General features: G+C 69.1%; 16 protein-coding genes. 7 read left to right on the top strand and 9 right to left on the bottom strand.

Annotation, left to right across the window (positions count from 1 at the left end; all coding sequences use genetic code 11):
* Nucleotides 1-13: 13 nt before the first annotated feature.
* Nucleotides 14-1420 (top strand): RtcB family protein, encoded by a 1407-nt coding sequence (locus CA12_RS12035; RefSeq protein WP_145361492.1) that lies wholly within the window; start codon nucleotides 14-16, stop codon nucleotides 1418-1420.
* Between the two features lie 97 nt (nucleotides 1421-1517).
* Here the strand turns inward: CA12_RS12035 and CA12_RS12030 are convergent, their stop codons facing one another.
* Entirely contained in the window at nucleotides 1518-2645 is a 1128-nt protein-coding gene (locus tag CA12_RS12030; protein ID WP_145359167.1) for an aminotransferase class V-fold PLP-dependent enzyme, read from the bottom strand.
* 245 nt (nucleotides 2646-2890) lie between these two features.
* Between CA12_RS12030 and CA12_RS12025 the strand changes: the two genes are divergently transcribed.
* The gene (locus tag CA12_RS12025) at nucleotides 2891-5392 is read left to right on the top strand and encodes a DEAD/DEAH box helicase (protein ID WP_145359166.1); all 2502 of its coding nucleotides are present in this window, start codon (nucleotides 2891-2893) and stop codon (nucleotides 5390-5392) included.
* Between the two features lie 190 nt (nucleotides 5393-5582).
* Here CA12_RS12025 and prmC read toward each other — a convergent pair whose 3' ends face one another.
* Both prmC and CA12_RS12015 read right to left on the bottom strand, forming a co-directional pair.
* The gene (gene prmC / locus CA12_RS12020) at nucleotides 5583-6518 is read right to left on the bottom strand and encodes a peptide chain release factor N(5)-glutamine methyltransferase (protein ID WP_207621964.1); all 936 of its coding nucleotides are present in this window, start codon (nucleotides 6516-6518) and stop codon (nucleotides 5583-5585) included.
* Between the two features lie 82 nt (nucleotides 6519-6600).
* A complete protein-coding gene (locus CA12_RS12015; RefSeq protein ID WP_242687883.1) occupies nucleotides 6601-7434 on the bottom strand; it encodes a hypothetical protein in 834 nt (277 codons plus the stop codon).
* 141 nt (nucleotides 7435-7575) lie between these two features.
* Between CA12_RS12015 and CA12_RS12010 the strand changes: the two genes are divergently transcribed.
* From CA12_RS12010 to prfA, 5 genes are all read left to right on the top strand, one after another.
* A complete protein-coding gene (locus CA12_RS12010; protein WP_165700713.1) occupies nucleotides 7576-8895 on the top strand; it encodes a sulfite oxidase in 1320 nt (439 codons plus the stop codon).
* A gap of 37 nt (nucleotides 8896-8932) precedes the next feature.
* A complete protein-coding gene (locus CA12_RS12005) occupies nucleotides 8933-9754 on the top strand; it encodes a DUF455 family protein (RefSeq protein ID WP_145359165.1) in 822 nt (273 codons plus the stop codon).
* A 79-nt stretch (nucleotides 9755-9833) separates the two neighbouring features.
* Nucleotides 9834-11093 carry an acyltransferase family protein gene (locus tag CA12_RS12000; RefSeq protein WP_145359164.1) on the top strand — a complete coding sequence of 420 codons (1260 nt, stop codon included), beginning with the start codon at nucleotides 9834-9836 and terminating at the stop codon, nucleotides 11091-11093.
* Nucleotides 11094-11203: 110 nt separating this feature from the next.
* Nucleotides 11204-11497 carry a type B 50S ribosomal protein L31 gene (locus tag CA12_RS11995; RefSeq protein ID WP_145359163.1) on the top strand — a complete coding sequence of 98 codons (294 nt, stop codon included), beginning with the start codon at nucleotides 11204-11206 and terminating at the stop codon, nucleotides 11495-11497.
* A gap of 135 nt (nucleotides 11498-11632) precedes the next feature.
* Entirely contained in the window at nucleotides 11633-12700 is a 1068-nt protein-coding gene (gene prfA, locus CA12_RS11990; RefSeq protein WP_145359162.1) for a peptide chain release factor 1, read from the top strand.
* Nucleotides 12701-12747: 47 nt separating this feature from the next.
* Here the strand turns inward: prfA and CA12_RS11985 are convergent, their stop codons facing one another.
* The 6 genes from CA12_RS11985 to dnaG form a co-directional block, all read right to left on the bottom strand.
* Complete coding sequence (locus CA12_RS11985; protein WP_145359161.1) at nucleotides 12748-14328, bottom strand: sulfatase family protein; 1581 nt, start codon at nucleotides 14326-14328, stop codon at nucleotides 12748-12750.
* Nucleotides 14329-14470: 142 nt separating this feature from the next.
* Nucleotides 14471-15022, bottom strand: coding sequence for a MarC family protein (locus CA12_RS11980; RefSeq protein WP_145361484.1), 552 nt, complete (start codon nucleotides 15020-15022; stop codon nucleotides 14471-14473).
* Nucleotides 15023-15173: 151 nt separating this feature from the next.
* A complete protein-coding gene (locus tag CA12_RS11975; RefSeq protein ID WP_145359160.1) occupies nucleotides 15174-15395 on the bottom strand; it encodes a hypothetical protein in 222 nt (73 codons plus the stop codon).
* Complete coding sequence (locus CA12_RS11970) at nucleotides 15392-16051, bottom strand: hypothetical protein (protein WP_145359159.1); 660 nt, start codon at nucleotides 16049-16051, stop codon at nucleotides 15392-15394. Before CA12_RS11970 ends, CA12_RS11975 begins: the two co-directional genes overlap by 4 nt.
* A 10-nt stretch (nucleotides 16052-16061) precedes the next feature.
* Nucleotides 16062-17723 (bottom strand): RNA polymerase sigma factor RpoD, encoded by a 1662-nt coding sequence (gene rpoD, locus CA12_RS23110; protein WP_145359158.1) that lies wholly within the window; start codon nucleotides 17721-17723, stop codon nucleotides 16062-16064.
* A 121-nt stretch (nucleotides 17724-17844) separates the two neighbouring features.
* A complete protein-coding gene (gene dnaG, locus CA12_RS11960; protein ID WP_145359157.1) occupies nucleotides 17845-19905 on the bottom strand; it encodes a DNA primase in 2061 nt (686 codons plus the stop codon).
* Between the last annotated feature and the right edge of the window lie 166 nt (nucleotides 19906-20071).

Genomic DNA, 20071 nt, shown 5'->3' with positions numbered 1-20071 from the left:
GGTCTGCTTCGCCATGAACAACTCCCAGCTCCGCAAGCTCGGCGTGCCGGACTTTCTGATTGCCGAGGCCCTCGCCGGCATCCGCTCCGCGGCGGAGGCGAAGGAACTGCGAGGCTATAAGCTCAAGCAGTTCCTCCCGGCCCTGATGGAGAACCCGGCCGAGCACGCGGACGACCCGCACTTCGGCCCGCTGGCGACCGCGGTGATGACAGCAGAGGCCGAGGATCTCGCCCCGCCGCCGGAGCCGATCGGCTATCGGACCTGGGGCGACGATATCGACGCCGAGGCCCATAAGCAGATGCGGGAGGCGTGCAGCCTGCCCAGCGCCCGCGGCGCCGCGCTGATGCCGGACGCCCACCTCGGCTACGGCCTGCCGATCGGCGGCGTGCTGGGGCTGGAGAACGCCGTCGTGCCCTACGCCGTCGGCGTGGACATCGCCTGCCGAATTAAGCTGTCCGTGCTGGACGTGCCGGCCGGCTACCTCGAAGCGGTCCCGGACCGACTGGAGACCGCTCTCAATAAGGGCACGCGGTTCGGCGTCGGGTCCAGCTACGGCCGCAGCGGGCGGCAGCATCACCCGGTCATGGATCAGGACTGGTCCATCACCCGCATCACCCGGGAGAATAAGGACAAGGCCTGGGCCCAGCTCGGCAGCAGCGGGTCCGGCAACCACTTCGCGGAGTTCGGTCTGCTGACCCTCAATCAGCGGGACGAGGAACTTGGCCTGGAGAAGGGCGAGTACCTTGCCCTGCTCTCGCACTCGGGCAGCCGGGGGGTGGGGGCGGCGGTCTGTTCGACCTACTCCGCCATCGCCCGCAACAAGCTCGGCAAGCGGCAGCAGGAGCGGTTCGGCCGGCTGGCGTGGCTCGATATGGACTCTCAGGAGGGCCAGGAATACTGGGCCGCGATGAACCTGATGGGCGACTACGCCGCCGCGAATCACGCCGTGCTGCACAAAAACGTGATGGACCTGATCGGCGCCAAAGCGATCGCCGGGGTCGAGAACCACCACAATTTCGCCTGGAAGGAGACCCACGGCGGCAAGGAGATCTACGTGCACCGCAAGGGCGCGACCCCGGCGGGCGCCGGCGTGCTGGGCGTGATCCCCGGCAGCATGGCTGACCCGGCCTTCATCGTCCGCGGCAAAGGGAACGCGGAGAGCCTGGACAGCGCCTCCCACGGCGCCGGCCGCCGGATGAGCCGCACCAAGGCCAAGGCGAAGTACACCTTCGGCTCGGTCAAGAAGACGCTGGCGGAGCGCGGCGTGCGGGTGATCTCCGCCGGCAGCGACGAGGTCCCCGGCGTCTATAAAAACATCCGCCAGGTGATGGCCGCCCAGACGGACCTGGTGGACGTTGTGGCTCGGTTCGACCCAAGGGTCGTCAAAATGTGCGGCGACGGCAGCCGGGCGGAGGACTGACATCCTCGCCGGCGCCCCCCGGTTCGCCGTCGCCGTTAGGCGGCGCGAATTACCCTGAAACGCGCGCCGCCTAGCGGCGACGGCGAACCGGCGGGCGTCAGAGCGCGGCGATCAGCCGATCCACCTCCGCGTCGCTGGTGTAAATGTGCGGCGCCGCCCGGATGCGGTCGTGCCGGACGCGGACGACGACGCCCTCGGCCAGCAACCGCTTCGCGCAGGCGTCGCTGTCGCCGTCGGGCGGGGTGAAGGCGACGATCCCGCTGCGCCGGTCATAGCGGTGATTGCTGGCGACGGTGCAGGCGGCGTCGGTCAGGCCGTCGACGAGCCGGTCCGTCAGGGCGAGCAGCCGTTCGCCACGTTGTACCGGCGAAATCGGGGCGAGCAGATCAAGGCTCGCCGCCAGCCCGGCGACGCAGGCCGCGGCGTAGGTGCCGCCCTCGTAGCGGGCGGCGCTTTCCTTCAGGGAGAGGTCCGTCGAACCGAACGCCCCCGCCGTCGCTACGCTGTTCCAGCCGACCAACAGCGGCCGCAGGTCGTTGAGCCGTTCCTGCCGAATGAACAGCACGCCGGCGCCCTCCGGGCCGAGCAGCCACTTGTGACCGTCGGCACAGAGGAAGTCGATCGGCACGGCCTTCACGTCCAGCGGCAGGACGCCGAGGCCCTGGATCGCGTCCAGCAGGAACAGTGCCCCGGCGTCGTGGGCGATCTGGCACAGGTCCGCCGGGTCGTTCCGCCAGCCGGTCGCGTAGCCGACCCAACTCGCCGCCACCACCCGCGTGCGGCCGTCGCAGGCGTCGCGGACCTTCGCCGGGTCCAGCCGTTCGTCGGGAGCCTCCACCTCCCGCACCTCGACGCCGCGGGACGCCAAGTTCCGCCACGGCAGCAGGTTGGAGGGGAACTCGCTGGCCGGCACGACGACGTTGTCCCCCGGCCGCCAATCGATCCCCTCGGCGACCAGGCCGATGCCCTCGGTCGTGTTGCGGACGACGGCGATCTCGGATTCGGAGGCGTTCAGTAGTTCGGCGAAGCGGCCGCGGCAGCGTTCCGTCATCGCCCGCCACTTCGGCCAGTGGACGTCGCCGTGGTCGCGGAAGTCGGCGGCGTACTCCGCCATCGCCGCGGCGGCCGGGGCCGGCAGCGGGCCGACGGCGGCGTGGTCGAAGTAAGCGTACCGCTGCGTGACCGGCATCTGCTCGCGGAGGGCGGCGAAGGCGTCGTCGTTCATGCCGGCAGCTTACGACCTCCGCCCGCAGCGTCTCCCCTCTCCCTCAGGGAGAGGGGTCGGGGGTGAGGGTGACGCACGGTTCGCACGTCTTCGCTCTCTGCGGTGAGGCACCAGTGAACGGACCGTGAACAGCCTTCGGGTGCCGTTGCCCCCTCACCCCCGGCCCCTTTCCCCCAAAAGGGGGGAGAGGGGAGTCTCGCCGCTGTCGCGTTGCCCCCGTCGCGGTCGGCCCGGATGCTGGCGGCATGTCCGACGAATCTGCGCCGCCCTCCCGCGAGGATCTCTGCCTCCAATACCTCGACAGCCTGCCGTTCGAGCCGTATCCGGTGCAGGAGGAAGCCCTCCTCGCCTACTTCGAGCACGACCCCGGCGTGCTGGTCTGCGCCCCGACCGGCACCGGGAAAACGCTCGTCGCGGAAGCGGCCCTCTACGAAGCCCTGCACACCGGCAAAACGGCCTACTACACCACCCCGCTGATCGCCCTCACGGAGCAAAAATTTCAGGAGGTGCAGGACGCCGCCGAGCGCTGGGGCTTCCCGCGGGAGTCGGTCGGCCTCGTCACCGGCAACCGCAGCGTGAACCCGGACGCGACCGTGCTGGTCGTCGTCGCGGAGATTCTGGTGAACCGCCTGCTGGATGGCGAGAAGTTTGACTGGGACAACGTCTCCGCGGTGGTGATGGACGAGTTCCACTCCTTCGCCGACCCGGAGCGGGGGATCGTCTGGGAGCTGGCCCTCGCCCTGTTGCCGAAGCACGTGCGCTTGATGCTCCTCAGCGCCACGGTGGGGAACGCGGCGGACTTCGTGATGTGGCTGTCGAAGTCGCACGGCCGGTCGATCCGGCTGGTGCAGGGCACGGAACGGAAGGTGCCGCTCCAGTTCCATTGGACCGACGACGAACTGCTGCCGGACCTCACGGAGTCGATGGCCGACAACGACGACCCCGGCACCAACAACCCGCACCGCCGCACGCCGGCGCTGATCTTCGTGTTCAGCCGGGACGAGTGTTGGAGCATCGCCGAGACGCTGAAGGGCCGGCACCTCATCAGCGACGGGCTTCGCAAAGAACTGGCCGCTGCCCTGGAGGAATACGACTTCACCACCGGGGCCGGGCCGAAGCTCAAGCCGATTTTGCTCCGCGGCGTCGGCGTGCACCACGCCGGGGTGCTGCCGAAGTACAAGCGGGCGGTAGAGGAGTTGTTCCAACGGCGGTTGCTGAGCGTCGTCGTCTGCACGGAGACGCTCGCAGCGGGGATGAACCTGCCGGCCCGGTCCGTGGTGCTGACCACCCTGCTGAAGGGCCCTCCGGGGAAGAAAAAGGTGGCGGACGCCAGCGGCGCCCACCAGATGTTCGGCCGGGCCGGGCGGCCGCAGTACGACGATCAGGGTCACGTCTACGCGTTGGCCCACGAGGACGACGTGAAGATCGCCCGCTGGGACGCCAAGCACGACCTCGCTTCGCTGGAGCAGTCGAAGGATCCGAACATCCTCAAGATGGCCAAGCGGCTTAAAAAGAAGCGCCCCAGCCGCAATCCGAAGACGCAGTACTGGAACGACGACCAGTTCCAGAAGCTGATCGCCGCCCCGCCGGGCAAGCTGGCCAGCAAGGGCCGTCTGCCCTGGCGCCTGCTGGCCTATCTGCTGAATCGGAACCCAGAGGTGGAGGCCGTGCGGGCCTTCGTCCGCAAGCGGTTGATGGACGAGGGCCGGGTCGAGGGGCAGCTCAAGGAGCTGGACCGGATGCTGCTCACGCTGCATCACGGCGGGTTCGTGGACCTCGAACCGGAACCCCCGGCCCGCGAGACGCCCAGGCCCGCCGCCGCGGCGGCGGAGCAGAACGAACCGGAGCCGGAGCCCGAACCGGAACCGGCCGGCGGCGGGATGCTGGGCGGGTTGCTCAGCGAGGCGCTGGAGGAGGCCCGCGAGGAGGCTGACGAGCCGGCGAAGAAGGACACCCCGCTCGCCAGGGCCCGCCGCAAGGAGGCCGGGGAGCCGGAGCCGTCCGACGAACCGGAGCGCTACTCCCCCGAGCGGGCCGTGCCGACCGAGAAGGCCGCCCAGCTCACCGCGTTCCGCACCGTGAACCCGGTGTTCGGGTCATGGTTGCTGACGATCCTGGGCAAAGCCGAGCGGGAGGAATGGCTCCAGATCCTCGAATCGACCCTGGAGTTCCCCGGCAGCACGGCCCGCAGCGTGCGGGTGCCCCAGCCGGACTTCATGCCGCCCGGCTCCCTCGCCACCGAGTATGTGGACCCGGAACTGATCGCCCGCGGCGTGCTCTCCCCGGAGGAACTGTACCCGGCCTCCATCGAGGACGACGAGAACCGCCTCGCCAACGACTGGGAACGCAAATTCGCCCCGACGCTGGCGGAGAAGGTCGATCTGCTGTTCCGGCACGAATACCCGCACGTCGACGATCAGCACATCCGCTCCGTCTGGTGCGCCGGGGACCTGCTGAAGCATGGGGCGAACTTCGACGACTACGTCACCGCCCGCGGCCTGCAAAAGCAGGAGGGCTGCGTGTTCCGCCACTGCCTGCGGCTCGTGCTGCTCTGCGGCGAGTTCGCCCGCCTCACCCCGGACGGCCTCGACCCGACCGAGTGGCGCAACGAACTGAAGGACGTCGCCCGCCAACTGACGCTCGCCTGCCGGGCCGTGGACCCGCAGACGACGGAGACGGAACTCGAAACCCTCACCCACGGCGGCGAAGCGGGCGACGACGACTTCGGGCTGGGGCTGTTTGAGTAGGTGCTTGCGTCACTCCCCTCGCCCCCTTTTGGGGGAGAGGGGCTGGGGGTGAGGGGGCAACGACGCCCGCTGCCCCTTCACGGCCCGCCTCCTCACCGGCCCGTCGCCGCAGGAGCGAAGACGTGCGAACCGTGCGTCACCCTCACCCCCGGCCCCTCTCCCTGAGGGAGAGGGGGGAAAGGGCGCCCCCTCACCCCCGCACGCCGATCACGATCCGCGGCAACCCGTCGCTGTCTTTGACGATCCGCACGCCGCCGAACCCCGCGTCGCGCAGCAGGCCGGACACGGCCTTCGTCTGGTCGGCGGAGACCTCCAACATCAGCGAGCCGCCCTCGGCCAGATGGGCGGGGGCCTCGGCGACGATGCGGCGGACGTGATCTAGCCCGTCGGCACCGCTGAGCAGGGCGAGCTTCGGCTCGTGGTCCCGCACGTCGGCGTCCAGCCCGTCCCATTCGTCGTCGCGGACATAGGGCGGGTTCGACAGGATCAGGTCGAACGGTTCGCTCCCCCCCTTGCCGAACGAACCGGGCACCGCGGCGAACAGATCCCCGCCGGCGAGCGTCACGCGGTCCTCCAGGCCGTGCGTCTGCACGTTCTCCTTGGCGACCGCGAGGGCGTCGTCAGACAGGTCCGTCGCCAGCACCTGCGCCCCGCGGTGCCCCGCAGCGACGCTCACCGCCATGCAGCCGCTCCCGGTGCACAGGTCCAGCACGCGGGGGGCGTCCAGTGGCTTGGCGGCGTCCAGCGCCTCCATCACCAGCGATTCGGTCGCCGGGCGGGGGATCAGCACGTGCCGGTTCACCGCGAACCGCTTGCTGAAGAACTCCCGATAGCCCACCAGGTACGCGACCGGCTCCGCGTTCGCCCGCCGCTTCACGAGGTCCCGCATCGCGGCCCGTTCGTCGTCCGTCAGCGGCTGGGCGAACTTCACGTAAAGCTGAATCCGCTCGCAGCCCAGCACCTTCGCCAGCAGAATCTCCGCTTCCAACCGGGGCGAGTCGCTGCCCTTCTTCTTCAGGAAGCCGGCGGAGGACTCGAGGATCGCCTTGACGGTCCAGACCTTCTCGCCGCTGGACGAATCGCTGCCCTCGTTGGCGGTGGTCATGGGAGCGGTCTGCGTCGTCACGGGGCGTTCCTTCGGCGGGGGCGACGAAGTGTAGGCGGCGCCTAAGCCGGACGCATGCGTCCGGCTTAGGCGCCCGCAACCGTCACTCGTCCGGCCGCACGCTGACCTGCAACGCGGAGAGCATCCGGGTGATCTTCGCCTCCTTCTTGCTGATGCCCGGGACGTTCTCCAGCACGATCGCCCGGGGTTCGTCCTTGGGGTGCAGGATGAGCGTGCCGCTGCGGAGCAGGAACCACTCGAAAACGTCGTTGATCTCCTTTTCGATCTTCAGATTCGGGGCGCTGTACCGCTTCAGGTTCGACAGGGCCCCGTGATGATGGAGCAGTTCGTTCGGCCGCACCTCCCAGTAGTCGAATCGGGTGGAGAGGAAGATGAACAGGAACAGGGTTCCGAGGACGCCGCTGAACGTCCAGAAGAAGGCCGCGTTGGCGAACGGCTTGATGCGGGCCAACACGTCGAACGCCGCCGGGAACCAGTCCGGGCGGGCGGTGTTCAGCAGGATCAGGCCCATTCCCACCCCGAACAGCAGGAAGAACAGCGTCAGGCTGGCGGTGCGGGGAAAGTCGAAGGAGAGCACCACCAGGTTCAGCGTGAACAGCCCCAGCCAGGCGGCGGTGACGATGTGCGTCGTCACGGTTTCGGCCGGGGAGACCGTCAGCCAGATCGCCGCGATCAGCGACGCGAACAGCGTCGGATACAGCAGGATCGCCTTGGGATAGGGAACCAGTTTGACGCTGTCCGGCACGCCCGGGGGGGCGTTCACCGGCCGGGGGGCGACGGGGTCGGCGGAGTCGGTCATGGCGCGGCGGAGCAGTCGATCGGACGGGCGGCCCAGCTTCGGAGAGACGCCGGCGGGGGGCCCGGCCGACGTTCCGGCGGGGTCCGGCGGCGGGGCGGGCGGGGTGAGTGTCGTCATCGGGGGGGCGTTTCGGTAGCGAGTGGGAGGCGGTCGGCCGGTCGCTGACCGGGGGAACGTCGCCGCGGGGTGGGCGGTTCACCCCCGGATTCGCTACCGTCGATCCGTTCTCCCGCCGCCCGATTCGCCCTGGCCGCCGCGATGTCCGATCCGATCGCCCCCCCCTCCCGCCGTTCGCTGCTGTCCCGCCGGGCCGTGCTGAAGGGCGCCGCCGCGGGCGCCGCGGTCGGTCCCTTCGTCGCCGGCCCCCTCGTCGCCGGCCGCCGGGCCGCCGTCGCCCAGGACGGCACGGTGCGGCCGGACGCCCTCACCGGCCGCGAAGCCGTCGACGCCGCGGCGACCGGCGGCCCCGGCGCCGGCCCGCACCCCGGGGTGATCGTCCGGCAGTGGGAGCCGCGGAACCTCGAGTACCCCCTGCCGAGCCTCTCCGGGCCGCTCACGCCGACGAACCAGTTCTACGTCCGCAGCCACTTCGACGTCCCGCCGGCGGACCCGAAGACCTGGACGCTGACCGTCGGCGGGATGCCCGGCGAACCGGGCGGCGGGCTGGGCGACGTCCGCATCTCCCCCCGCACCTTCACCCTCGCAGAGTTGGAGGTGTTGGGCACTGAGGAGAAGACCGTCACGATGGAGTGCGCCGGCAACGGCCGGATCTTCCTCGTCCCCAAGCCGAGCGGTCTGCTGTGGGAGACCGGTGGCGTCGGGACCGCGGTCTGGAAGGGCACGCCGCTGCGGAAGGTGCTGGAAGCCTGCGGCTATCCCACGGCGGAGGCCCGCCAGGATTCGGACCGGAACCACGTGATGCTCCAGGGCGCCGACCACGGCAAGCTGTCCGCCTACCCGGCCCCGCTGCACTACAACCGCGGCCTGCCGATCGCCAAGGCGCTCGACGACGTGCTGCTCGCCACGCACATGAACGGGGAGCCCCTGCCCCCCCACCACGGCTATCCGCTGCGGGCGATCGTCCCCGGCTGGTACGGCGCCGCCAGCGTGAAGTGGCTTGACCGCGTCACGGTCACGAACGAACCGGACAACGGCTTCTTCAGCACGTTCGACTACGCCATCTTCAAACGCACCCCCGCCGGCGAGCAACTCGTGCCGCTGACCGGGATGCAGGTGAAGAGTTCCCTCGCCCGCCCGGCCCGCGGCGAACGGGTGAAGGCCGGCGAAGCCTACGTCTGCCGCGGCGCCGCCTGGGCCGGCGAGCGGGCGATCGCCAAGGTCGAGTTCTCCTCCGACGGCGGCGAAACGTGGGCTGAAGCGAAGCTGGTCGACGAGCCGCAGCCGCTGGTCTGGACCCGTTGGCGGTTCGATTGGACCCCGCCGCAGGCCGGTTCCTACACCCTGATGAGCCGGGCCACCGACAGCGCCGGCGAGACCCAGCCCGCCGAACACGACCCGCTCCGCCGGGCCTACATGGTGAACTTCACCGTCCCGGTCGGCGTGGAGGCGGTGGGTTAGTCGCTCTCTTCAAGAGAGCGGCTAACATCGGGTCGTCATGGAACTGTCCGCTCTCGCCGCCCGGGTGCTGCTGTCGGCGGAGATCGACCGCAAACTGCGCCCGCCCCGCGGGCCGTTGACCGACGAAAGCCCCGGCTCCGCGGTGCGCGTCGCCCTGCCCGCCCGGCCGCGGGGGCTGCGGTTCCGCTATCGGAAGAACGGCCCGAAGCTGCCGCGGGGCGACGCCCTGCGGGACCGCGGCCGGCGGGGCGTCGCCCACCACATCCTCGCCAATCACGAGTTGCAGGCCGCCGAGGTGATGGCCGCCGTGCTGCTGGCCTTCCCCCGGGCCCCGGCGGCGTTTCGGGCGGAGTTGGGGGCGATCTTGTGCGACGAACTGCGGCACACCCGCATGCACCTCGCCCGGGCGGAGGCCTGCGGCACGCGGTTCGGCGATCACACGGTCAACGGCCACGTCTGGCGGAGCGCCGCCCGGTTTCGGGACGAGGCGGAGTACCTCTGCGTGCTTCCGCTGGTCTTCGAGGCCCGCAACCTGGACGAGTCGCTGGAGCTGGCCGCCCTGTTCGACGCCGCCGGCGACCCGAAGGGGGCCGGGGTGATGCGGGCGATCCACGAGGATGAGATCGAACATGTCGCCTTTGGCCTGCGGTGGCTGGGGCGGTTCGCCCCGGCGCCTGCCGGAGGGACGGGGGACGAGTTCGACGTGTGGGCGTCGCGGCTGGAGATGCCGAATCAGCCGGCCCGGGCGGTGGGCCGCACGTTCCTCGAACCGCCGCGGCGGGCGGCGGGGATGAGCGACGCCTTCCTCGCCAAGCTCCGCCGGGCGGCGGCGGCGGCGGCCGACGGGAGCGCCTCCTGAGCCGGCGGATCGTTCAGCCCGGAGATTTCTCTCAAGTTTTGCGCTGACGAATCACCGCCGCTCAAACTACATAGGGGGCGTGTCCGCCCGCACCGCCACGCTGCCGCTCTTCCCGGTCGCCCCGGCCACTGCCGTCGACGACGGGCGGATGCCAGGGTTCGAACGGGTGCGGGCGGCGGCGATGCTGCTGGTCGTCGCCTTTCACGCCGCCCTGCCGTACGCCTGCGGCGAGTTGCCGGGCCTGCTGTGGACCGTGCCGGTCGGCGAGGAGAGCGCCGGCCTGCTGGCGGACCCGCTGTTCTGGACGGCGGAGGCGATCATCATGCCGCTGTTCTTTGGCATGAGCGGTTTCTGGAGCGCCCGGCTGGGTCAACGGGGAGACGTCGCGGGATTCGTCTCCGGTCGGGTGCGGCGGGTGTTCGTGCCGCTGGTCGTGGGCGTCGCCACGGTGGTGACCGCCTCGCTGGTGATCTGGGTCGTCTCGCTGCCCCTCACCGGCCGGCTGAGTTGGGACGAGTTCCGCGAGTTGGACCTGCCGGGCTCCATCGAAGACGTGCTCTGGGGGCCGTCGCACCTCTGGTACTTGCAGTTTCTCTTCCTCTGGGCCCTGTTCCAAATCCCGCTGGACGCCCTCGCCGCCGCCGCGGATCGGGGCGAGGAACCGCTTGTCGCGCGGGTTCTCGGCCGGCTGGATGCGATCATGCGGACCGGCTGGCGCTGGACGCTGCCGACCGCGGGGTTGGCGGTCGTGTTGGCGGTCGAGCCGGAGATTTATCTCGGCTTCCAGCACCAGTGGTTCCCGCACCCCGCGAAGTTCCTGCATGCGGGCGTGTGCTTCCTGTTCGGCTGGCTCTGCTGGCGGAACCGGGCCTCGCTGGCGACCGCCGGGTCGACGTTCCTCCCCCTGACGCTCGCCGCCGCGGCCGCGGCCGTCCCGCTGGTGCTGACGGTCCGCGAAGCGGTCCTCCGGGACGGCTCGGAGCGGGGCTTCGTCCTGCCCGCGGCCCTGTGCGCCGGTCTGGCGACGACCGCGGCGCTGGTGCACGGCGCCAGCTCCCGCCGGCCGGCCGGGAGGATCGTCACGGCGTTGGCGGGGGCGTCGTTCTGGATTTACATCGTCCATCAGCCGTTGGTCGGTTCGCTGCATCTGGGCCTGTGGTTCGTCGACGCCCCGCCGGACCTGGAGTTCGCCGCCGTCTTCTGCGTGGCGCTGGGGCTGACGTGGGCGGCCGAACCGCTCTCCCGCCGCACCCGCTGGGGGCAGTTGGTGACGGGCCGCTCCCGACCCGCCGCGGACTCCGTCCTGCCGACCGCCGAACCGCAGCGTCGCGTCGCCTGAACCGACTCTTCGCTCTTCGTTCCCCCGCCCGACCCCCGTCCGGGTTGCGGTTTCGCGACCGCGGAATATCCTGATGACCCCGCGCTTCCGGCCGACGCCCTGCTGATTCGATGAAAAAAGACATCCACCCCGACTACCGCCCGGTCGTGTTCCGGGACACCAACAGCGGCGAGGAGTTCCTCACCCGCTCCACGATGGCGTCCAAGGAGAAGACGACCTTCGAAGGCAGCGAATACCCGCTGGTGAAGGTGGACATCTCCAGCACGTCGCACCCGTTCTACACGGGTAAAATGAAGTACGTGGACAGTGCCGGCCGCGTCGAGAAGTTCCAGAAGAAGTACGCCAAGTTCGCCAAGAAGAAGCCGGCCGGCGAAGAAGCGCAGCAGCCCGTCGCCGCGGAGTAGCGCCGCGACTCGTCGCCCGGGCCGTGATCGACGGCCCGGGCTTTTTCATGCGCCGACCGTCGGGTCCGCTGTGCGGGCCGTCTTTCGCCGCCCCACCCGATTCGCACACGGTCCGCAGAGCGGACCCTACGGCCCATGTTCCCCTCCCTCGAACAGAAACTCGTCCGCTTCGAGGAGCTGGAACGGCTGCTCCAGAGCCCGGACATCACCTCCGACATCGATCGGATGATCGAGCTCCAGCGGGAGCACGGCGGCCTGCAAAAGGTTGCGATTCCCGTCCGGGCCTATCACGAACTGGAGGAGAACCTCGCCGCGGCCCGGGAGATGGCCGAGGAGGAGACCGACGCCGAGGCCCGGGCCTACGCCGAGGCCGAGGTGCACGAACTGGAGTCCCAGCGAAAGAAGATGGCCGCGGAGCTGGAAGAGCTCGCCGCGGCCGGCGACGCGGCGACGCGCGGTTCGCTCATCATGGAGATCCGCAGCGGCGCCGGCGGCGACGAGGCCGCCCTGTTCGCCCGCGACCTGTGGGAGATGTACCGCAGCTACTGCGAGACCAAGGGCTGGAAGATCGAAGTGATCGACAGCAGCACGACGGACCTCGGCGGGTTCCGCGAACTAACCTTCAGCGTCACCGGCGACGGCGCCTTTTTGAATCTGCAATTCGAATCCGGCGGCCACCGGGTCCAGCGGGTGCCGGAGACGGAAACGCAGGGCCGCGTGCACACCAGCGCCGCCACCGTCGCCGTGCTGCCCGAGGCCAGCGAGGTGGAGGTGACGCTCGACCCGGAAGATTTGCAGGTCGACACCATGCGGGCCGGCGGGCCGGGCGGGCAGAAGGTAAATAAAACGGAGTCCGCCGTCCGCATCACCCACATCCCCAGCGGGCTGGTGGTGAAGATTCAGGACGAAAAATCCCAGCACAAGAACCGCGCCAAGGCGATGCGCGTGCTCCGCAGCCGGTTGTTGGAACTGCGCGAGTCCGAGGCGAACGAGGCCCGGGCCGAGTCCCGCCGCACCCTCATCGGCTCCGGCGACCGCAGCGAGCGGATTCGCACCTATAACTTCCCCCAGAACCGCATCACCGACCACCGCATCGGCCTGAGCATCCACAAGCTCGACCAGGTGATGCAGGGGAACCTCGAAGAATTAATCAGCGGCCTGCTGGAATACGACCGCCAGGAACGCCTCAACGCCCCGGCGTGAGCCCGATCGCGAGGCGGTCCGTTCCGTCCCGGTCGGTCTTGGGGTAGTCAGTCCCGTGTCGGGGCGCTGCGGCCTTCCGCTTTCGTCTTCTGAAGAAGCGATTGCATCTCCTCCACAACCTCCGACTCCACGTCCGCCAAGTCGTCCCGCTGCCCGGGATCCTTTTCCAGATTGTAGAGGGAGAACCGGGCCTCCGGCGCCGGTTCGGGGAGCTGATACTCCCGGAGTTGCGGGTGACCGGCGTAGTCGTTGCCGCCGGAGCCGGGGTGGTCGAGGTACGCCCAATCGCCGCGTCGCAACGCCAGCGTCCCCCGGCCGCGGAACCCCTGCACGAGCAGGTAGGGACGGACCGGGTTGTCCGAGGGCTCCGACGACAAGACGGGCAGCAGGCTGAAGCTGTCCTCCGCGGCATCGTTCGGCAGTTCATAGCCGACGATCTCCGCGGCGGTCGCCATCACGTCCGTCAGCGAGACGAGTGCGTCCGAGACGGCGCCCGGCGCGACCCGCCCCGGCCAGCGGACGAGGAACGGCACGCGGTGGCCGCCTTCCCAGTTGTCCCGCTTCACGCCCCGCCACGGGCGGGCGCCGTCGTGGTCGTGGTCGTGCCGCATGTGATACACCGAGGGGACCTCCGGCCCGTTGTCGCTGGTAAACAGCACCAACGTGTCGTCCGCCACGCCCAGTTCGTCCAACGTCGTCATCAATTCGCCGACGACGTCGTCCAGTTCGAGGATAAAGTCGCCGTGCGGGCCGGCGCCGCTTTTCCCTTTGTATTGGTCCGCCGGGAACGAGGGCAGGTGCACCGCCTGGGCGGAGTGAAACAGAAAGAACGGCCGCTCCGGGGTCTCGGCGACGTGTTCCCGCAGGAACGTCCGGCTTCGCTCCAGAAACTCGAGGTCGACGGTTTCCAGGTCGAAGTCCGAGGCCTGCAAACCGCGGCGGTTGTCGAGGGAGTAGTCGTGATTAGGGAGCGTCGACTTGTCGAGCAGGCCGGTCGGGGGAACCGGGATGCGGGCGCCGTCGATGTAGGCGTACAGCCAGTCCGTCGTGGGACAGCAGGCGGTTCCGAAGAACGAATCGAACCCGCAATCGAGCGGTCCGCCGTCGATGCGGCGGTCGTGGTCGATGCGGCGGACGCCCTCGGGACCGCCGTCGTGAATCGGGGCGCCCGCTTCGTCATAGAACGTCAGCCCGAGATGCCACTTCCCCACGCAGGCCGTCGTGTAGCCCTCCTGCCGGAGCATCTCCGGGAGGGTGAGTTTGCCCGGGGCGATCAGCGACGGCCCGCCGGCGCCCGAGAATACGCGGCCGCCGTTCGGCACGCGGAACGGCATCTGGCCTGTCAGCAGCCCGTACCGCGTGGGCGTGCACACGGTGCACGGGGCGTGGGCGTCGGTGAACCGCATGCCCTGCGCGGCCAGCCGATCCAGGTGCGGCGTCGCGATGCGGGACTCCGGATTGTAGCAGCCCACGTCCCCGTACCCGAGGTCGTCCGCGAGGATCACCAGGACGTTCGGTCGCTCCTCCGCCGCTGCGGCGACGGTCCCCGCCCAGGCGACCGCCCACAGCGAGGCGGCCAGCCCGAGCGACCGGAGACGGCGGAAGCGGCAATCTGCGGGGTCGTTCATGCCCCCATCAGAACCGCCGCCGCCGCCGGTCGCCAGCGATTCTGAGCCGTTCCGGCAGCCGTTTCGCGGCTCGCCCGCCAGATCGGGGAGCGTTCCCCAATCGCCACGGACGGGAACGCACCGAAGGCCCCGACACGCCGCCTCAGAGGCTCCGCACGAAGTCGCCGACGCCGTTTAATAACATCTGCGTGGCGAGCAGCACGAGGATCATCCCCATCAGCCGTTCCAACGCCCGGGCGCCCCGCCGGCCGACGACGGCGAGGATCTTCGGCGAGCCCACCAGCAGCACAGTCGTGCCCAGCCAGGCGAGCAACAGGGCCGCGGTCCATTCGAGCATGTGATCCGGCTCCTTGGACCGAAACAGCAGCAGCGCCGCGATCGTCGAGGGGCCGGCGATCAGGGGGACGGCCAGCGGCACGATGAACGGGTCTTCAATTTCCGTTTCGACGTTCGCGTCCCCGCGGCCGGGGAAGATCATCCGCAGCGAAATAATGAACAACAGCACCCCGCCGGCGATATTCAGCGACGTCTCCGTCAGCCCGAGGAACGCCAGGATGGCATTCCCCGCGAACAGGAACCCCAGCAGGATGCCCAGTGCGATCACCAGTTCCCGGGCGACGACCGCCGTCCGACGCTCCGGCTCCAACTTCGAGAGCACCGCGTTGAAGACCGGCACGTTCCCCAGCGGATCCATAATCAGAAACAGCGTGACCGCGGCCGAGGCGATGTCGTTCCAGTCCACTGTCCTGCCCTGAATGAGCGGCGCATCCCCACTGCGGAGCGCCCGGCCAGATCATACCCGCCTGCGGATCGCCCCGCGGCACCCAGTGGAGCGGGTCCAGTTCTCACCGCACGAGGCCGAGGGCGAACAGCGAGAGGTACGCCCCGAACGCCGCCACCACCGCCCCCATCGTCCGGGCGTAGAGCGGCGGGACCGTCGTGCCCCGGCGGAGCCGGACGGTCCCCGTGCGGGGCCCGAGGTATCGGCCGGTGACCAGCATAAACAGCCCCCAGGCCAGGATCGCGAGCGCGAGAAGGGCGAACTCCCAACCGAGCGGCGGGTTCACGGCGGCGGGGTGGGCTCTAAGTTCCGACCAACGGCACTTGCCCCTGTGGAAGCGGCCCCAGAGTTCATCTCATGGGCGTCCTGTCCGGGACTTGAAGGGCCCTTCGGAACTTGCACAGGCAAAGCCGCCAGCAAGCCGCCGATCCCTTTCATCATCCAGTGTAGGCGGACGACGCCGTAGCCCGCCGTATAGACCCGGTACCACTGCATGGACGGTGAATAGTCGCAGCCGGTCACCGCGGAAACCGGGATCACCCGATCACGCCTCCACGGTGAACTGGTGAGCAGAAACTCACCGTCCAAGGCGACCCGCACGAAAAACGCCTCCAAGTGGAGGATGAGAATTAACGCCGCGAACAATCCCGCCATTCCCATCGCGGCCCAGTAATCCTGTCCTCGCAGCGTCAATCCGACGAACAATACGCCCCCGACAGTCAGCAACCATCCGACGCGAACGAACCATTTGAGTGCGTCGGCGTATTCAGCGACGCCGGCCTGAGCTGTCCTCGACTCACGCCGCACCAGCCAGTAGAGGCCCGCTAGAAACATCCACGTCACAACGGTGATGATGGACTGTTCAACCATTGGCGGGTCGCTTCCGAAGCTTAGAACCGCGACCGTCAGGGAGCCGGCTCCCTGACGGTCGCGGTTCTTCATTTATCTGCGGTCACTCGCCGGCAGCGGTGGTGACGACGTCCATGAAGCCCTTGAGCTGCTTGCTGCGGATCGGGTGTTGCAGCTTGCGGACGGCCTTGGCTTCGATCTGGCGGACGCGTTCCCGCGTCACCTTGAAGATGCGGCCGACCTCTTCGAGGGTGTAGGTGTAGCCGTCGCCCAGGCCGTAGCGGAGCTTGATGATCTCCCGCTCGCGGTAGGTCAGGGTCTTCAGGACGACGTCGATCTTGTCCTTCAGCATCTCCGTCGTGGCCGCGTTGACCGGGCTGTCGGAGCTTTCGTCCTCGATAAAGTCGCCGAAGTAGCTGTCCTCGCTCTCGCCGACCGGGCGGTCCAGGGAGATCGGGTGACGGCTGATCTTCATCACCCGCTTCGTCTCCTCAAGGGTGATGCCGGCGGCCTCGGAGGTCTCCTCCATGGTCGGCTCGCGGCCGAACTCCTGCAGCAGGGCCTTGGCCACTTTGCGGAGCTTGGACATCGTCTCGATCATGTGCACCGGGATGCGGATCGTGCGGGCCTGGTCCGCGATCGCCCGGGTGATCGCCTGGCGGATCCACCAGGTGGCGTAGGTGCTGAACTTATAACCGCGGCGGTACTCGTACTTATCGACCGCCCGCATCAGGCCGGTGTTGCCTTCCTGGATCAGGTCCAGGAACGACAGCCCGCGGTTGCGGTACTTCTTGGCGATGGAGACGACCAGCCGCAGGTTGCCGCCGGACAGCTCCCGCATCGCCTGCTCGTAGGCGCCGAAGCGGTGGCGGATCAGCCGGCACTTCGCCTTAAGCCCTTCGGGGGTCTCCAGGGTCATATTCTGTAAATCTTCCAGCTCGCGCTGGAGGTTCGCCCGCTCCTCGGCGGCGCTCTTCAAATTCTTGAGCTTGCCCATCTGGCGGACGATCGCCTGCATGCGTTCGTCGATCTGCTCCAGCCGCTTCATGATCGGGATGATCTTCTGCGTGCGGAGGCTCAATTCCTCCACCAGCACGGTCATCTTCCGCTTGCGGCAGTCCCAGCTGTGCTTGGCCTCGGCCTTTTTCTTGTCGGAGGACTTGGGGTCCATCATCACATGGAAGTCCGCCTCGTTCTGCCCCTCGAAGGCGCGGAGCGTCTTCAGGTTGTGCGGCATCCGGCCCTGGATCTGGGTCTTCTCCAGCCCCTCGGTGACGGAGACCTTAATGGTGCGGTCGAAGGGGAGGTTGCCCTCGTTGACTTTTTCCAACATCGCGATGCATTCCCGCATCGCGTACTCGCTGCTGACGAACTCCCGGCGGAACCGCTTGCGGGTGATCTCGATCGTCTTGGCGAGGTAGATCTCCTCCTCGCGGGTCAGCAGGGGGATCTCGCCCATCTGGGTGAGATACATGCGGATCGGGTCGTCGATCTTCTTGCCGCTGTCGTCGCCGATCAATTCCTTCGGCTTGCGGTGGGCCTTGCGGGCCCGCTCCGGCGTGGGGAGGCCGACTTCAAACTCGTGCTTGATGTCGATCCCGTGGGCGTCCAAGGCCTCCAACAGGTGATCGAGCTTTTCCGGGTTCGGGGCCTCATCCGGGAGATAATCGTTGACCTGCCGATACAGCACCCACCCCTGCCCGTCGCCGCCCTGCTCCTGGGCAATCTCGACGAGGGCGTTGATGTCTTCTTTAAGCTGGTGCATGAGGATTCTCCGGGGCGGGGTTCAATAAAGCCCGTCGCAAACGCGGCGGGGGCAGGGCGGCGGGAGGACGAAAAAAACGGGATTGAAAACGAGTCCGGCGCGGGGCCGGGGAAGGTTCGGGCTAGCCGGGACGAGCGTGTCGGGCGGCGTGCAGGTCCGCCTGACGGCGGAGCAGGGCGCGGGTGGCCTCGTCGAGTCCGCCGGCGGAGACCGGAGCGTGGGCGAGGTCGGCCCGCTGTCCGCGAGCCTGCCGGGCGCGTCGCCGGCGGGTGATCGCCGACAACGCCAACGCGAGCAGCGGCGGCACGCCGCCGGCCGCGTGATGAGCGGGGGTCCCCTCCTGGGAGCCGTCTTCGCGACGAACCGCGTCGCGGGCCGTCGTGGCCGCGCCCGCCGCAAGTCCGTCGGCAGAAAAGGCTGCACGTCGCGTGCCGGACTCCACGAGCCCGCCGGCGACCGTGCCGTCCAACCGACCGCGGAGTTGCTGGGCGTCGGCCTCGGCCATGAGGGCGACGGCGAAGCGTTTGAGCGGCGAATCCCCCTGCGGGGCCGCGGCGTTCAGCACGCCGGGCAGGGTGACTTCGCCGTCCAATTCCTCGGCGTCCTCGCACAGTTCGAACAGCCGCCGCAGGCCCGGGTGCCGCAGATCGGCGGAGCCGACGACGGCGTGGGCCGCGGGGAACAGGTCCGGCCGCGTGAGTAAGATTTTCAGCAGCTCGGCCTCGGCGAGTTCGTCGCCGGTCGGCTTGGGAACCGGCGGCTCCTGCGGGCGACGCTGTTCCGGCGGCGGCTCGGGCTCGAAGCGGCGCGGCTGGGCCGAGGGGGCCTTCAGGTCGGCCCGCAGGCGGCGTTCGGGCACGCCGAAGCGTTCGCTGGTCCGCATCAGCACGAGGTCGCCCCGCCGCGTCCCGGCGAGGCCGGGGTCGGTGCGGAGCAGTTCGAGCATCTCCTTCGTGGCCGCGTCGCCGGCCTGCAACGCGTCCCCGCCGTGGCGGGCGGTCACGCGGGAGAGTTTGAAGTCAAGGGCTTCCGGGGCGTCGGCGACGAGCTTGCCGAACTCCTCCGGCCGTTCGGACACGAAATCCGCCGGATCGGTTCCCGCGGGGAGCGTCAACACGCGCAGGTCGACGCTTTCGGCGAGCAATTTTTGCAACGCCTTCTCGGCGGCGTCCTGCCCGGCCCGGTCGCCGTCGAGGACCAGCACGATGCGATTGGTGAACCGCCGCAGCACGCCGACGTGCTCCTTGGTGAGGGCGGTGCCCAGCGTGGCGACGACGTTGGGGTAGCCGGCGTGGTGCAGGGCGAGGGTGTCTGTGTAACCCTCCACGACCAGCGCGGTGTCGCAGGTCGGCTTGCGGATCTCGTCCCGGGCCACGTCCAGGCCGTACAGCACCTTCGACTTGTGGAAGAGGACGCCCTCGGAACTGTTGATGTACTTGCCGCCGAAGTCGTCGCCGGGGAGTTGACGGCCGCCGAAGGCGATCGTGCGGCCGCGTTCGTCGCGGATCGGAAAGATGACACGCCCGGGGAACAGCGGATGGTCCCGCAGGCCGCTGCCGTCCCGTTTCTCGCCCGCCACGCCCGCGGCGATCAGTTCGTCCCGGTCGTACAGACCTTTCGCCCGGTCGACCAACCACGTCCAACTCGGCGGGTGGTAGCCGAGGCCGAACGTCTTGGCGAGGTCCGCGTGGATGCCGCGGCTGGACAGGTACTCCCGGGCGACCTTCGCCTCGGACCCGCGGGTGAGCAGCGTGTGGCACTGCCGGTCGGCCCAGGCGAGAACCTCCAGCAGGCGGCTGCGGTCCGGGCCGTCCGAGGACGGACGGGGACCGGTCCGCTCAGGCATCTCCAGCCCGGCCCGCTGGGCGAGGTGCTTGAGGGCGGAGTAGAAGTCCAGCCCGTCGTACTTCATCACGAAGGAGAAGACGTCCCCGCCGGTGTCGCAGGACCAGCAACGGAAGGTCTGCCGGTCCGGGTAGACTTTCAGCGAGGGGTTGCGGTCGTCGTGGAACGGGCAGAGCCCGGCCAGTTCCGCCCCGCCGCGGAGGGCCTTCAGGGAGATGGACTCGCCGATGACCTGGGCGATGTCGCTGCGGACGCGGACTTGCTCCTTGAAGTCGTCGGCGCCGGTGTGATACGACCCGCTCGTAGATTGCCCGAGGTCTGACGGACCGTACGACATTCGAGGCGAGGCGGGAGGGGGAACGGAGCGCGGGGAAACGGCGCCCGTCCCATGATACGAGCGTACGCTCGGCCGGGGTTCGTCAACCCCCCGCGAGCGGGTGAGGAGATGACGTTTGCGGTCCGAAGCGTTCGCCCGCGGAAGGTCCGCCGGTTCACAACCGTAA

It is taken from the genome of Alienimonas californiensis, from assembly GCF_007743815.1.
GTDB classification, from domain to species: domain Bacteria; phylum Planctomycetota; class Planctomycetia; order Planctomycetales; family Planctomycetaceae; genus Alienimonas; species Alienimonas californiensis.
This window is presented reverse-complemented; position numbering and strand designations above follow the sequence as displayed.

Bases quoted from the DNA above. Each gene is read 5' to 3' on its own strand.
- CA12_RS11970 (WP_145359159.1), bottom strand. From the start codon at position 16,051: ATGAAGAACCGCGACCGTCAGGGAGCCGGCTCCCTGACGGTCGCGGTT.
- CA12_RS11995 (WP_145359163.1), top strand. From the start codon at position 11,204: ATGAAAAAAGACATCCACCCCGACTACCGCCCGGTCGTGTTCCGGGAC.
- prfA (WP_145359162.1), top strand. From the start codon at position 11,633: ATGTTCCCCTCCCTCGAACAGAAACTCGTCCGCTTCGAGGAGCTGGAA.
- CA12_RS11980 (WP_145361484.1), bottom strand. From the start codon at position 15,022: ATGGATCCGCTGGGGAACGTGCCGGTCTTCAACGCGGTGCTCTCGAAG.
- CA12_RS12015 (WP_242687883.1), bottom strand. From the start codon at position 7,434: ATGACGACACTCACCCCGCCCGCCCCGCCGCCGGACCCCGCCGGAACG.
- CA12_RS11985 (WP_145359161.1), bottom strand. From the start codon at position 14,328: ATGAACGACCCCGCAGATTGCCGCTTCCGCCGTCTCCGGTCGCTCGGG.
- CA12_RS12030 (WP_145359167.1), bottom strand. From the start codon at position 2,645: ATGAACGACGACGCCTTCGCCGCCCTCCGCGAGCAGATGCCGGTCACG.
- CA12_RS12005 (WP_145359165.1), top strand. From the start codon at position 8,933: ATGGAACTGTCCGCTCTCGCCGCCCGGGTGCTGCTGTCGGCGGAGATC.
- dnaG (WP_145359157.1), bottom strand. From the start codon at position 19,905: ATGTCGTACGGTCCGTCAGACCTCGGGCAATCTACGAGCGGGTCGTAT.
- CA12_RS12035 (WP_145361492.1), top strand. From the start codon at position 14: ATGAACAACTCCCAGCTCCGCAAGCTCGGCGTGCCGGACTTTCTGATT.
- rpoD (WP_145359158.1), bottom strand. From the start codon at position 17,723: ATGCACCAGCTTAAAGAAGACATCAACGCCCTCGTCGAGATTGCCCAG.
- CA12_RS12010 (WP_165700713.1), top strand. From the start codon at position 7,576: ATGTCCGATCCGATCGCCCCCCCCTCCCGCCGTTCGCTGCTGTCCCGC.
- CA12_RS12025 (WP_145359166.1), top strand. From the start codon at position 2,891: ATGTCCGACGAATCTGCGCCGCCCTCCCGCGAGGATCTCTGCCTCCAA.